Source organism: Roseimicrobium gellanilyticum (assembly GCF_003315205.1).
Taxonomy (GTDB): Bacteria; Verrucomicrobiota; Verrucomicrobiia; order Verrucomicrobiales; family Verrucomicrobiaceae; genus Roseimicrobium; species Roseimicrobium gellanilyticum.
Genome location: NZ_QNRR01000010.1, coordinates 134061 through 148192, shown reverse-complemented (window position 1 = coordinate 148192; position 14132 = coordinate 134061). Strand labels below are relative to the sequence as shown.

At 60.2% G+C, this 14132-nt stretch carries 12 protein-coding genes; 9 read left to right on the top strand and 3 right to left on the bottom strand.

Annotated features, from left to right (window positions below; genetic code table 11):
* The first annotated feature begins 11 nt into the window (after positions 1–11).
* Genes DES53_RS23990 through DES53_RS23970 form a run of 5 tightly spaced genes read left to right on the top strand, consistent with a single transcriptional unit; the run spans position 12 to position 4907 of the window.
* Complete coding sequence (locus DES53_RS23990; protein ID WP_113960866.1) at positions 12–1391, top strand: L-serine ammonia-lyase; 1380 nt, start codon at positions 12–14, stop codon at positions 1389–1391.
* A gap of 39 nt (positions 1392–1430) precedes the next feature.
* The gene (locus DES53_RS23985) at positions 1431–2318 is read left to right on the top strand and encodes a DUF3472 domain-containing protein (protein ID WP_113960865.1); all 888 of its coding nucleotides are present in this window, start codon (positions 1431–1433) and stop codon (positions 2316–2318) included.
* A gap of 51 nt (positions 2319–2369) precedes the next feature.
* Positions 2370–3584, top strand: a complete 1215-nt coding sequence (locus DES53_RS23980; protein ID WP_113960864.1) for a metallophosphoesterase family protein — start codon at positions 2370–2372, stop codon at positions 3582–3584.
* Positions 3585–3610: 26 nt separating this feature from the next.
* Positions 3611–4222: a trimeric intracellular cation channel family protein gene (locus tag DES53_RS23975; protein WP_113960863.1), complete on the top strand. Its 612-nt coding sequence runs from the start codon at positions 3611–3613 to the stop codon at positions 4220–4222.
* 16 nt (positions 4223–4238) lie between these two features.
* A complete protein-coding gene (locus DES53_RS23970; protein WP_113960862.1) occupies positions 4239–4907 on the top strand; it encodes a basic secretory protein-like protein in 669 nt (222 codons plus the stop codon).
* A gap of 37 nt (positions 4908–4944) precedes the next feature.
* Here DES53_RS23970 and DES53_RS23965 read toward each other — a convergent pair whose 3' ends face one another.
* Positions 4945–5523 (bottom strand): hypothetical protein, encoded by a 579-nt coding sequence (locus DES53_RS23965; RefSeq protein ID WP_113960861.1) that lies wholly within the window; start codon positions 5521–5523, stop codon positions 4945–4947.
* A 164-nt stretch (positions 5524–5687) separates the two neighbouring features.
* Between DES53_RS23965 and DES53_RS23960 the strand changes: the two genes are divergently transcribed.
* The 3 genes from DES53_RS23960 (at position 5688) to accC (ending at position 11410) form a co-directional block, all read left to right on the top strand.
* Positions 5688–9275, top strand: a complete 3588-nt coding sequence (locus DES53_RS23960; protein ID WP_113960860.1) for a bifunctional proline dehydrogenase/L-glutamate gamma-semialdehyde dehydrogenase — start codon at positions 5688–5690, stop codon at positions 9273–9275.
* Between the two features lie 120 nt (positions 9276–9395).
* On the top strand, positions 9396–9929 hold the full coding sequence (gene accB, locus DES53_RS23955; RefSeq protein ID WP_113960859.1) for an acetyl-CoA carboxylase biotin carboxyl carrier protein: 534 nt from the start codon (positions 9396–9398) through the stop codon (positions 9927–9929).
* Positions 9930–10042: 113 nt separating this feature from the next.
* On the top strand, positions 10043–11410 hold the full coding sequence (gene accC, locus DES53_RS23950) for an acetyl-CoA carboxylase biotin carboxylase subunit (protein WP_113960858.1): 1368 nt from the start codon (positions 10043–10045) through the stop codon (positions 11408–11410).
* Positions 11411–11475: 65 nt separating this feature from the next.
* Here the strand turns inward: accC and DES53_RS23945 are convergent, their stop codons facing one another.
* Together DES53_RS23945 and DES53_RS23940 are read right to left on the bottom strand one after the other, a co-directional pair.
* Entirely contained in the window at positions 11476–12363 is an 888-nt protein-coding gene (locus DES53_RS23945; RefSeq protein WP_147263578.1) for a hypothetical protein, read from the bottom strand.
* Between the two features lie 53 nt (positions 12364–12416).
* Positions 12417–12866, bottom strand: a complete 450-nt coding sequence (locus DES53_RS23940) for a GAF domain-containing protein (RefSeq protein WP_113960856.1) — start codon at positions 12864–12866, stop codon at positions 12417–12419.
* A 117-nt stretch (positions 12867–12983) separates the two neighbouring features.
* Here DES53_RS23940 and holA point away from each other — a divergent pair, with 117 nt between their 5' ends.
* Positions 12984–14129, top strand: a complete 1146-nt coding sequence (holA, locus tag DES53_RS23935) for a DNA polymerase III subunit delta (protein ID WP_113960855.1) — start codon at positions 12984–12986, stop codon at positions 14127–14129.
* The last annotated feature ends 3 nt before the right edge of the window (positions 14130–14132 follow it).

Here is a 14132-nt window from a genome sequence, read left to right as displayed (position 1 = left end):
GCGTCACTCGCATGAGCCTCTCCGTCGTCGAACTCTTCACCATCGGCATCGGACCGAGCAGCTCGCACACGGTCGGGCCCATGCGTGCCGGAGCGCGATTCGTGGAGCGACTTCGCAAGGCGGAGCTGCTGGATCGCGTGGCACGCGTGGAGGCCCATCTCTACGGCTCTCTGGCCCTGACTGGAAAAGGGCATGGCACGGACAAGGCGGTGCTGCTCGGCCTCGAAGGCGAGCTGCCGGAGAGTGTGGATATCGACTCCGTGCCAGTCCGGCTCGAACGAATCCGGCAAACTCACTGTCTGCATCTGGGTGGCACGCGTGAGATTCCCTTCGAGGAAAAGCGCGACTTGCTCTTCCATCGCCTGGAATCTCTTCCTGAGCATCCCAATGGCCTGCGCTTCTTCGCCTACGATGGCTCCGGCACCGAACTTCTCTCCAGGACCTACTACTCCATCGGCGGTGGATTTGTGGTGAATGAAGGTGACGCCCGCCGCGACACCTTGAATGCCGATCAGCGAGCCCTTTCCTTCCCCTACAAGACAGGCGATGATCTGCTGCGCATGGGCAAGGACTCAGGGCTCAGCATCAGCGAGATGACCCTTCGCAATGAAAGCGCCTGGCGCTCTGAGCAGGAGACACGTGCGTCCCTGCTGAAAGTGTGGCACGCGATGCAAGGGTGCGTGGAGCGCGGCTGTCATGCGGAAGGCACGCTGCCTGGGGGATTGAAAGTACAGCGCCGGGCACCTGGTCTATATCGTGAACTCACCTCAAAGCCGGAAGTCGCGCTCCAGGATCCTCTCACGGCGCTCGATTGGGTCAGCCTGTGGGCCATGGCCGTGAATGAAGAAAATGCCGCCGGTGGTCGCGTGGTCACCGCACCCACCAATGGAGCAGCGGGAATCCTGCCCGCCACCATGCATTACCTGTGTCGCGTCTTGCGCGTCACGGATGAGGACAAGATCGTGCGATTCCTCCTCACCGCGGGAGCCATTGGCCTGCTGTACAAGCTGAATGCCTCCATCTCCGGAGCGGAAGTGGGATGCCAGGGTGAAGTCGGCGTTGCGTGTTCCATGGCCGCAGCCGCACTGTGTGAAGCGCAAGGTGGCACCGTACCTCAAGTGGAGAATGCCGCTGAGATCGGCATGGAGCACAATCTCGGTCTCACCTGCGATCCGGTGGGTGGACTCGTGCAGGTGCCCTGCATCGAACGCAATGCCATGGGCGCCGTGAAAGCCATCCACGCCGCTCGCCTCGCCCTACACGGTGACGGCACTCACCGTGTGTCGCTCGACAAGGTCATCGCCACCATGCGCCAGACCGGCGCGGACATGAGCACCAAGTACAAGGAAACCTCCCGCGGCGGTCTCGCGGTCAATGTGACCGAGTGCTGACTTCACCCCATCCTTTCGCCCCTCCTTATTTCACCTTCCATGAAGCTCTGTCACTCACTTCGATCCCTGCCCGTGTTTCTTCTGACCTTCGGTAGTCTCATGACTTCCATGCCTGTCGTGGCGGATGAGAATGGGAAAGCCGTCGAACCCAATGCCGCGTGCTCCATCCACCTAGGTTGGCCCGCACCTGCTGCTGAGTGGTTCTATCTGGAGGGTCGAGTGGAGACGAGCACGGCAGGCAGCTACTTCATGGTATGCGGATGGAACACGGGATACTTTGGCGTCCAGGAACTCGGCAAAGGGCGCAAGGTCGGCATCTTCTCCGTGTGGGATCCCACCAAGGGAGACAACCCCGAAGCCGTGAAGCTGGAAGACCGCGTGGAGATTCTCGCGCAAGGCAAGGACGTGAAGGTATCGAGGTTCGGTGGTGAAGGCACGGGTGGCAAGAGCATGACAGACTTCCCCTGGGAGATTGGCGAGACCCTTCGCTGCGTCGTACAAGCGCGTGTCGAGGGTGAAAAAACTGCGTACACAGGCTGGCTCTGGCAGCCCAAGGAAAAGGCCTGGAAACTCATGGCCACCTTCCGAGTTCACACAGGAGGCAAGCCACTCTCTGGTCTGTATTCCTTCGTGGAGGACTTCCGTCGCGATGGCAAAAGTGTCCATGAAGTGCGTCGCGCTGTGTTTGGCAACGGCTGGGTGCGAACCGTGGAAGGCCAGACGCAGCCTTTGACGAAGGCACGCTTCACCCATAGCAAGGCCCCCACCGAGGCGGGCGAGCTTATCGATGCGGGCCATGCCCCGGGTGGGCTCTACCTGCAGAATGGTGGAGACACCAAGAAGTCCGTATCTCCTGGAACCGTGCTCGAGATGAAAGATGCACCGAAGACGCCACCGGCGGATCTGCCTGTTGAACTCAACCAATGAAATGCGGCATCATTCGACAAGGACCGTTCGTCACGTCGTTATACTCTCATCATGAAGCGTCGCCATTTCCTCGCCTCGGCCACCACCGGCATCGCCGCCATCTCGCAGGCGGCCTCTGCACAGACCCCAGCCACTCCTGCTCAAACCGCCCCACCTTCTCCCGCTGGTGATGCACTGGCCACCACGCCTCCCGTGGTCATGGCGCCACGCGCCGATGGCGCGGAAATTGTATGGGGCATCTCACGCCATGCACGTGGCTGGGTGGAAGTGAAGCAGGACGCTGAGGTGAAGCGCTTCGGCGGAAATGCCTTCGGCTTCTCCACGCAAGGCACCAAGGGGCTGCGCGTACGCCTTCACGATTTCGCCCCTGGCACGACGCATACATATCGTACCGTCACCGAGTCCATGACCGAACCGGCTGTGCGTGAAGAAAGCCCATGGCGCACGCTCCGCACGTTGGCACCCAAGGCTGAGGAGACGCACTTCCTCGTGTGGAATGACACGCATCAGAACAAGGAGACCATCACGAGACTGCACGCTGCATCCCCTGATTCCGCAGACTTCCTTTTGTGGAATGGGGACATCTGCAACGACTGGCACAAGGAGGAACAAATCATCCCCACGCTGCTGCATCCCGCCGGCACAGATTTCACTGCACAACGTCCGCTCTTCTTTGTCTGGGGAAATCATGACCTGCGGGGACAATATGGATACCAACTCGCGGATCACGCCGCAGCACCGGAAGGACATTCCTACTATGCCTTCCGCAGCGGACCCGTGGCTGTGGTCTGCCTGAATACCGGCGAAGACAAGGATGATGACCACCCCAGCTTCAAGGGACGGGTGGCGTGCGAACCGCTGCGCCGTGAGCAAGCGGCGTGGTTGCGGTCTCATGTCCTGACGACTCCGGAGCTGCGTGACGCCCCCTACCGTGTCGTGTTCTGCCACATCCCGCTGCGCTGGCTGAATGAGAGTGAAGAAGGACGCACCTACGATGCCTTCAGTCGCAGAAGCCGCGACCTCTGGCATGAGGCACTCGTGGAGTGGAAAGCACAGATCGTCGTCTCCGGGCACACACATGAACACGCATGGCTGCCGCAGTCACCAGAGCGACCATACGCTCAACTGGTCGGAGGCGGGCCAAAGCCCGATGCCGCCACCTTCACCGAAGCGCACGCGAACGGTTCCCGGCTCCAGTTCACCATGCGCAATCTTCAGGGAGAAGTGCTCCGGCAGCATGAGTTCGCCCCGCTCCGCACCACCTGAAGCACCCCCACGTCCTCTCTGCCGCCATGCCACCCTGGCTCGAACATTTCGCCGTTGCCGTATGCGCCATCTCCGGCGTGCTCGCAGCAGCCGGGCGTGGCGTGGATCTCTTTGGCGTGCTGGTGCTGGCACTCGTGACGGCGGTGGGCGGTGGCACCATCCGCGATGTCTGCCTGGGAGCCGAACCCGTGTTCTGGATTCAGAATCCCTCTGTCACGGTCACCGCCTTGCTGACAGCACTCGCTACCTTCGTGGTGGCACGATTCTGGCGCATGCCCCTGCGCGCCTTGCTGGTCGCCGACGCCGTCGGCCTGGCAATGTTCACCATCGTAGGCGCAGAGAAGTCACTGCAGTATCAGGAGTCGGGTATCATCGCCGTGATTCTCGGTGTCATCACCGGCGTGGCTGGCGGGATCATTCGCGATGTTTTGTGCCGCGAACTGCCGCTCGTCTTCCGTCAGGAAACGTTTCTGTACGCCACGGCCGCCACGATTGGGTCGGTTGCTTATGTGTTGCTGTACCGATTCGCGCCTTCCGTGCCCATGCCAGGATTGATCGGCATGATCGTGATCCTGCTGCTACGCCTCGCGGCCATTGTCTGGAAATGGCGGCTTCCTGTCTTTGACTCCCGCACCTGACCAACCTTCCTCCTCCATGCAATACCGCACTCAGCCCTTCCAGTTTTTTGTCACTCTTGTCGCGGCATCTCTGTGGGGAATGGTCTCTGCACAGCAGCCCTTCACCGTCACCGTGGACTACAGTCAGGCACCATCGTGCCAGACCTTCGCGGAGAAGTCGAAGACCCTCGTGGAGGAGTGGTATCCGAAGCTCACCAAAATCCTCTTCGGCGACAATCACGCTCTACCCTATCCCGAAGTGAAGCTCATCTTCAAGCCGATGAAGGGTGTGGCGGGTACGGTGAACAATGAGATCACCATCTCTGAGGATTGGGTCACCAAGAAAGCCCCCGATGACTACGGCATGGTCGTTCATGAACTCACGCATGTAGTGCAAAACTACAAGGGCAAGGGCGAGTGGTGGCTCATGGAGGGTATCGCGGACTATACGCGCGACCGGCATTTCGAGCCCGGCAGGCGCAAGCATCGCATCGACCGCGCGAAGAACAGCTACAAACAGGGCTACGGCATTGCGGCGACCTTCCTCATCTGGCTGGAGGATGTGAAGACCAAAGACAAGGACCTTGTACGCAAGCTGAATACCGCCTGCCATGATGGTACTTACAGCGCGGAGAAGTTCAAGGAACTCTGCGGCGCGGATGCCGACTCCCTTTGGCAGGAGTTCCTCACCACCCTGGCCAAATAGTGTTCGATGGAAGTTCTCCCATGAACATTTACACCTCTCATTTCAAAAACTCCTTGGGGTCAGGTTCAGAATCATCCCACTGAATCCATACTCTGGCCATTTGCCGTTCTTTGCCCCGCGTAAATATGACGATTGCCTTCCCCACGGTGAGTTGATGACTGAACTCAGGATCGGCATCACACTTCTGAGGGTTCATTCCTTTGGCTGTGAGCAATTTCAGGACGTCGTCCACCGAACTCCTCTCCATGTTTTTCAGGATGACTCCTTCAATTGCCACTGTTCCCGTAAAACTAATGGGTGTCCTTCTGTCCAACCCCATATCATTGAACGGAAGCACAAACTGTATGGCCCTGCCATATCTGGGAATGATGATGCCGCTCTTGTTGAACTCAATAAACGTGCCCCTGAGTTCGAAAAACTTTGGCTCATCACTGAGACGTTTTGCCAGCCCTTCGGCCCACGGGCCGGGTGTGAGTACCTTGCCATTGATGCGCACCCCCTGCGCAGCGGACACTTCAATCACCGGACCCGATTGGGCGGAAGCAGAGCCCCAAGCACATACAACGCCGAGAATGAGGACTAACCAAAACCTTTGGGAGAACGTCTGGTTCTTCATGGATGCTACGCGAGAGGAGGATGATTCCCAACGCGATCGAGGTCAAGACAACAAAAGCACAGGGAGACTGGCCTCCATGTACACCAATCAGGATCGAAAGAACACCTTTTGTTCCGACGCCAGGGCATCACTCCCAAGCACCGGCCAAACGCCCCCTCATCCAGATGTTTGATCAAGCCTCCACCATCCAGCGCGCCCTCGATGTAGCGCGCGGTCTGCAGCAGCGTGCCACGGAACTGCAGACGGCTGCCGAGCGCCGTCAGCAAGCAGAGCTGGATCGCATGCTGCAGACGTCCACGGACAAGGCTACGCTGGTCCAGCTCACGGATCAGGCCTTCCGCGCGAAGTCGTCCGCCCGTGTCGTGGATCAGTTCACCCACATCCTGGATGTGCAGGGCATCCCGCGCTTCTTCAGTCCCCTGGACCGCGCCATGCTACGGGGCTTCCAGACGTTTGGCGGCTGGCTACCTGGCGTATCCGTGCCGATGGTCAAAGGCCACATGCAGCAGGAAACGGCCAACGTGATCCTGCCTGCGGAGCCCGAGCTGCTGGCCGAGCATCTACGCCAGCGCCGCGAGCAGGGCGTGCGCATGAATGTGAACTTCCTCGGCGAGGCCATCCTCAGTGAGGCGGAAGCAGGACGGCGGCTGGAGCAATGCCTGGAGGCCTTGCAAGCGCCGGACACGGAAGTGCTCTCCGTGAAGATCTCGACGCTGTACTCGCAGATGTCTCCCATCGCCCGCGAGCATACCATCACGACGGTTTGCGATCGCCTGGAGCGGCTCTACCGCAGTGCAGCGCGCTCGACCTTCACCCGTACCGATGGCTCCCGCGTGCCGAAGTTCATCTACCTCGACATGGAGGAGTATCGTGACCTGAGCCTCACATGTGAGGTCTTCATGCGCACGCTGGATCGTCCAGGTCTGGAAAAAGTCAGCGCCGGAATCGCACTGCAAGCCTATGTGCCGGATAGTGCGAGGTGGCAGCGCATCATCAACGCATGGGCACGGAAACGCACTGCCGCTGGAGGTGCTTCCGTCACCATTCGTCTTGTGAAGGGCGCGAACATGGAGATGGAGCGCTTCGAGGCAGCGCTGAAGGACTGGCCGCAGGCTCCTTTCAAGACGAAACTGGAGACGGATGCGAACTACAAGCGCATGCTGCATGAAGGACTCGCGCCGGAAAACCTCCCTGCCGTGCGACTGGGCATCGCTTCCCACAATCTCTTCGACGTCGCTTATGCGCTGACGCTGGTGCAGGAGAGCAACGCATTTGATCATGTGCAGTTTGAGATGCTGGAGGGCATGGCGAATCACCAGCGTCGTGCCTTGTTTGAGAGAGCGTCCAACCTCCTGCTGTACGCGCCCGTCTGCCGGAAGGAACATTTCCTCAGCGCGATCGGCTATCTCATCCGCCGGCTCGATGAGAATACAGGCGAGGAAAACTTCCTGCGGCATGCCTTCAAGCTCTCGCCCGGCAGCGCCGAGTGGCGGGGACTTGAGAGAGGGTTCCGCGAATCCTTCGCCCTGCTGCCGGATCTCAATGATGCGCCACGGCGCACCCAGGATCGCCGCCTGCCAGCCGAGGTACCGCTTGTCGGCGCTTTCCGCAATGAGCCGGATACCGACTGGTCCCTGCCTCACCACGCCGAGTGGGCTCAATCCATCGTGGAGAAGTGGAAACCCCTCTGCGACGGCCACGCCACGGAAATCCCACTGGTGCTGGATGGCAAGGAACTGCTCGCCGACCGCAAAGTCCGCGATTGTGTGGATCCCTCGCGACCGGGTGTGATCGTAGGCCGTTATCGTCAGGCCAGTGCTGAAGACGTCGCACGTGCTGTGGAGTGCGCCGCAAATGATCCGGACGGCTGGCGCGACCTCGACCCCACCGAGCGCCAGACCATTCTCAAGCGAGTCGCCCAAGAGCTACGCCAGGCTCGCGCCGATCTCATGGGCGCCGCGATGGCGAATGGTGGCAAGGTCCTCACCGAGTCCGACCCTGAGGTGAGCGAAGCCGTCGACTTCGCGGAATTCTACGCCGCCACCGCCAGGATGTGGATGGAGGGTGTATCACCTCATCTCATTGCCAAAGGAAAGGGCGTGGTTGTCGTCGTCTCACCATGGAACTTTCCCATTGCCATCCCCTGTGGAGGCGTCGTCGCAGCACTCGCAGCAGGAAATACCGTCATCCTCAAGCCCGCCTCCGACGCGGTGTTGGTGGCATGGGAGTTCTGCAAATGCTTCTGGCGCGCCGGTGTTTCCCGCCAAACGTTGCAGTTCGTGCCATGCAGTGGTGGCACGGAGGGCCGCGCGCTGGTGCAGCATCCCAAGGTGAATGCGGTCATCCTCACTGGAGGCACGGAGACAGCGCTGCACATGCTGCGCGAAAATCCCGCCCTGCCGCTCAGCGCAGAAACCGGTGGGAAGAATGTGACCACTGTCACGGCACTCTCGGATCGCGACCTGGCCATCAAGAACGTGCTGCACTCCGCCTTCAGCCATGCGGGACAAAAATGTTCCGCCACCTCCCTGCTCCTGCTGGAGGCAGAGGTGTATGACGACCCACAATTCAAACGAGCCCTCGTGGAGGCGGCGGAAAGCCTCACCATCGGATCTGCATGGGATCTCACCCCCAAAATGGGACCTCTGATCCGTCCGCCCTCGGGTGATCTGGAGAATGCGCTGCAGACCCTGGAGCCGGGCGAATCCTGGGCACTCATGCCACAACGCCTGGAGGGGAATCCCCACCTTTGGTCCCCGGGGATCAAATGGGGTGTGCAGTCCGGCAGCTACACGCACCTCACGGAGTTCTTCGGTCCGGTGCTCGGCGTCATGCGCTACGAAAAGCTGCACGAAGCCATCGCCCTGGTAAACCAGACAGGCTTTGGCCTCACGAGCGGGCTGGAGAGTCTGGACGACCGCGAGCAGACCGAGTGGCGCGCCGGCATTCGCGCGGGGAATCTCTACATCAACCGCACCACGGTGGGAGCCATCGTCCTGCGTCAGCCTTTCGGCGGCATGGGAAAGAGCGCCTTCGGCCCTGGCATCAAGGCGGGTGGACCGAACTACGTGGCGCAGTTCATGGAATTCAGCGAGACCCTTCCCGCCACACCCTCCACCCCGCGCCCTGACGGCGAGATGGCCCGGCTCCTAGCCGCGCTGCAGGACTGGGACACGCTGAATCTCACGGAAAACTCCCGCCTCATCGCCGCCTTCACCAGCTATGAACGGGCGTGGGAGATGGAATTCGGCGTGGAGCACGATGATTTCCGCCTGCCCGGTCAGGACAACATCCGCCGCTACCTGCCAGTCCGTGACCTGCGCATCCGCCTGCACCCCGATGACACGTCCTTTGACCTCTTCGCTCGCGTCGCAGCAGCCCGGGTCGCCGGCTGCCGCATTACCGTGAGCAGCCCCCCACATTTGGAATGGAGGGCCCTCACCCGCCTCCAGACCGCCACGGAGGGCTGGGCAGGGGCCATCGAGTTCGTGGAAGAATCGAATGCCGAGCTCGCCCGGATCATCTCCGAGGGTCAGACCGATCGTGTGCGCTACGCTTCCGCAGCCCGGATCCCCCTGGAAATCCGACGCGCCTCGGCGGAAGTGAATGTCTTCATTGCCGATGCCCCGGTGCTCATGGAAGGCCGGGCAGAGCTGCTCTGGTACGTGCAGGAGCAGAGCCTCAGCTTCGACTATCACCGGTATGGGAACCTTGGCATGAGGTCCGGAGAGGCTCGGGCAGAACCGAAATAGGCTCGCATTTCCAGGCGAAAACCCCATAGTACACAGGGAGTTGGAGAAACCTCCCCTGTGACTTCCCTCTTGCCATTTCGGGCATCCTCGCTTCCAGTCCGCTCCATTCTTTTCCAATCCATGGAGAACGACACCAACCATCCGAAAGACCCCCAAGGGCTGGACCTCAAGGAGATCCGGCAGATCGTAGATTTGATGAGCAAGAACGACCTGTCTTTCTTCCACCTGGAACATGGGTCTTTTAAAATCAAACTGCGTCGCGGCTCGGATGTAGAGGCCGCCAAGGACCTCCTTTCCAAGATTCCCGTGGGAGCCACTACCATGGCTGCCCCGATGATCGCCGCACCCGTCGCCGCTCCTGCGGCTGCCCCCGCTGCCGCACCCGCAGCAGCTGCGGCACCCGCCGCCGCGGAACCCGCTGGCCCCACCATCAATTCCCCGATGGTCGGCACCTTCTATCGCTCCTCTTCTCCCGGGGAGAAGTCCTTCGTCAATGTGGGCGACACGGTGGATGAAAACACCGTGGTCTGCATCATCGAGGCCATGAAGGTGATGAATGAAATCAAGGCCGAAGCCCGCGGCACCGTCGTACGCATCCTCGTGGATGATGCGAAGCCCGTGCAGTACGGACAGCCCCTCTTCGAGCTGAAGTAAGCACGATACGTCTGCCCTTCCCCCTCCCGGGCTGCTGACAGCTCACTCCCGCTCCCCAGCAGCCCAGACCTTCCGGTCCCCAGTTCAGTTCGTTTACCCGGCCAACCTCCTTCATGTTCCGCAAAGTCCTCGTCGCCAACCGTGGCGAAATCGCCCTCCGCGTCATCCGCGCCTGTAAAGAATTGGATGTCAAAACGGTCGCCGTGTACTCCGAGGCGGACGTGGACTCCATGCACGTCCATCTCGCGGATGAGGCCATCTGCATCGGCCCTGGTCCGAGCTCGGAGAGCTACCTGAAGATTCCCCGCATCATCGCCGCGGCAGAGATTGCCAATGTGGACGCCATCCACCCCGGCTACGGCTTCCTCTCGGAGAAGGCCGAGTTCGCGGAAATCTGCAAGCAGTGCAAAATCAAGTTCATCGGGCCCTCGGCGGAAGTGATCGCCATGATGGGCGACAAGAACACCGCCCGCGCCACGGCCAGAAAATTCGGCGTACCAATCACTCCTGGATCGGACGGCATCATTGAGAGTGAAGATCAGGCGTTCGAAATCGCCCGCCGCATCGGTTACCCTGTCATGATCAAGGCGACCGCCGGTGGTGGTGGTCGCGGTATGCGTCCCGTGCTGAATGAAGCGACCCTCCGCTCCAGCTACCAGCAGGCCAGCATGGAAGCGCTGAAATGCTTCGGCGACGGCAGCGTGTACATGGAAAAGCTGGTGGAGCGCCCGCACCACATCGAGTTCCAGGTGGTGGCGGACAGCCACGGCAATGTGATTCACCTCGGTGAGCGCGACTGCTCCATGCAACGCCGCAACCAGAAGATCATTGAAGAGTGCCCCTCCCCGAAAATCTCGGACGAGATTCGCAAGGCCATGGGCGACGCCACAGTGAAGCTCTGCAAGGAGATCGGCTACGAGAACTGCGGCACGATTGAGTACCTCGTGGACAACGATGGGAAGAATTTCTACTTCATGGAGATGAACACCCGCATCCAGGTGGAGCATCCCATCACGGAAGAGGTGTACGGCTGCGACCTCATCAAGGAGCAGATCCAGATTGCTGCTGGTCTGCCTCTCTCCCAGCATATCTTGAAGAGCACGCCGCGTCACCACTCCATCGAGTGCCGTATCAATGCGGAAGACCCGGCTCGCAATTTCGCCCCGAGCCCTGGTCGCATTGACCTGTGGTACGCCCCCGGTGGCCGCGGCGTGCGCGTGGATACCCACGTGTACTCCGGCTACAGCGTGCCCCCGCACTATGACTCGATGATCGCGAAGCTCATCGTCACCGCTGCCACCCGCGATGCCGCCATCCGCCGCATGCGCCGTGCCTTGGGTGAGTTCATGATTCAGGGCATCAAGACCACGATTCCGCTGCAGAGCAAAATCCTCACCACGTCTGACTTCCAGCAGGGCAAGTACGACATCACCTGGGTGGAGAACTTCCTCCGCCAGGAAGGGATGAAGGATAAGGGCTAGTAGTCCGACCAACCTGCATCAAAAGGCTTGGTCCGGCTTCCGCAGAGGCCGGACCGTCTCCCCGGTTACTTTTTGGCTTGGGGACTGTCGTAGTGGTGCACCACTTTATCGTTGTGGATGACATCCAGGGACAGCCCCACGATTTGTCCGTAGGAACGCTTTTTCGGACCAGTACCCAAGCCGTTCATTCGAGGGTCTTTACGCTGCACCACCCTGACATCAAGCAGCACACTCTTCGTGGCAAATTCCACAGCCGCACCTCTCTTCACAAGGGGAATTTGGTATTCGTCAGACATTTGCATCGCCGTCCCCGGACGGCTGCCGTCCTTGAGATAAGAAATGGTGTACCGCACTTTCAAGTCCGCAAGATCGCCAGCACTGTTATTGACCAACTTCACATTGCAGAGTCTGGAGAAAGGGTGACTGAATATTTGGTAGCGCTTGGTGTCTGACTCAAGACGATCGAGAGGAATGGAAGGCCCGAAATTCGCGGAATCAGAATCTTCCACGCTACGTTCCAGGTCCTTCCTTTCCCTGCGGATATCTGCAGCCGACTTGGCTCCATCGAGGATGAGGATCGACTTATTGCTTCCGTCGGACCAAGTGACGTTAAAGCTGTAGGAAGCCGGAATGACCCCGGGGGTCGCGGGCGTTTCTGGGGTAGCAACTGTCGAGAGCGCATTGCCAGCAGGCATCACCTTGTCCCGATTTTTCACCCGTTCCGTGATCTCGTTTTGAACCTTCTCCCTGTCAGCGGGAATCAGTCCCCAGAGGTTCAGGGTTCGAATGGACCCATCCAGGAGCATGAACGCCCAGGCGTCACGTTTCGTCTCGACGAGTTCTCCCTCGAATGATGTTCCATCCTGCAGCGTATAACGACGGATCTCCGCATGCCCGGGCCATGCCATGGCCAGATGCAGGAGCAGACAACATACAATCAATTTATTCTGCATATCAGTCGAACAATATATCAGGACGGATATTCTTTCGTCCAAAACATTATTGCTCAAAGTTTCACCGCCACGTCTCGCCCCAAAGCCATCAGCCGCTCCATTTCCTCTTCCGTGAAATCATGTGGCACGGACAGTCCCACGCCAAGCGTGCCGCGCAGTTCCTCGCCATCCAGACACGGCACGGCCAGGGAGCCCTGCACATTTGTCGCTCGCGCCCCCTCCTTGGCCACACCGCCAAGGTCCTGCTGCAAGTTGCACAGTTCCACCGGCTCACGACGCTCTGCCGCCACGCCGGCGATGCCTTTGCCCACCGGAATAGTACCGATCACCGGAATGAGTTGAGGAGGAATGCCACGATGGGCCACGATTTTCAACAGGCCATCCGTGGGGTCCAGACGATGCAGGGTGCCGGTGGCTCCAGAGAAATCTGCCACCACGGCATCGAGCACAGCCTGCCAGTCGAGGGGAGAAGCGGAGAGAAGCTGGGAAATCGGGGAAGACATGGTGGGTAGAGTCAAAGGTCAGGAGGTCATGGAGTCAACGGGACTCTGAACCGGTTCCTCTCGTACCAATGCCTCCCCCCTTGACCCTTGCCCCTTTTCCCTTAACCCTTCTCTCCAATGCCTCCCAAGAAATCCGCCGCCTCCGCCGCTTCGAACTTCATCGCCGTTTTGGGCACGGATGAAGCGCTGATGAAGGAGGCGGCCATCCGGCTCTCGCGGGAGTTGTCTCCCCCGGATGCAGGCGACTTCGGCGTCGATATCATCGAAGGTATCGCCGAGAGCGCGGAGCACTGCGCGCAAATCGTGCGCCGCTCCCTGGATGCCCTGCAAACGCTTCCATTCTTCGGCGGCGGCAAGCTGGTGTGGCTGAAGAATGCGAACTTCCTCGCCGACAGCCAGGTGGGCAAGACCAATGCTGCCACCGAGGGCATGGAGACCATTCTGGACTACGTGGAGCAGCAGCTTCCTCCCGAGGTGAAGTTCCTCCTCAGCGCCTCGGCCGTGGACAAGCGACGCAGCGCGTACAAGCGTATCCAGAAGCTCGCGGACCTGCGCACCTTCGACAAGCCGGACACGAGCAAGACCGGTTGGGAAGATGAGGTCATCCCTCTCGTGGAGCGCCGCGCTCGTGACCTTGGCATCACGTTCGACAATGATGCCATTGAGATGCTCGTCCATCTCGCGGGCGAAGACACCCGCCAGCTCGACAGCGAGGTGGAAAAGCTCAGTCTCTTCCTGGGAGAACGCACCCGCGTGACGGTGGAAGATGTGAGGCTTTTGGTGCCGCTCAATCGCGCCGGCGTGATCTTCGAGCTCGGCAATGCGATGGGCAAACGTGATCTGCGCCGCGCTCTCGAACTCGTCCGCACGCTGGTGTATCAGGGGCAGAGTCCCATCGGCATCCTGCTCGCGGCCATCGTCCCTCGCGTGAAGAGCATGCTGCTCGCGGCTGACTTGGTGGCACGTCATCCTCGTCTGCCGCGCACAGCCTATCCCGCCTTCGCTGCGGCACTGGACAAGCTTCCCGCTTCTGAAACCTCGCACTTGCCGAAGAAGAAGGATGGCAGCGGGCTGAATGTGTATCCTGTGTTCCTCGCACTCGGAGAGAGCTCCAAATACACCGCCGCCGAACTACGCGCCGCGCTGCAAGCATGTCTGGATGCGAACCTCAAGCTGGTGACCACCAGTATTGATCCGCAGCTGGTGCTGGAGAGATTCTTGGTAGGGATGCTCAGCAAGCCAGGTCAGAGGAAGGCGGCGTGATAG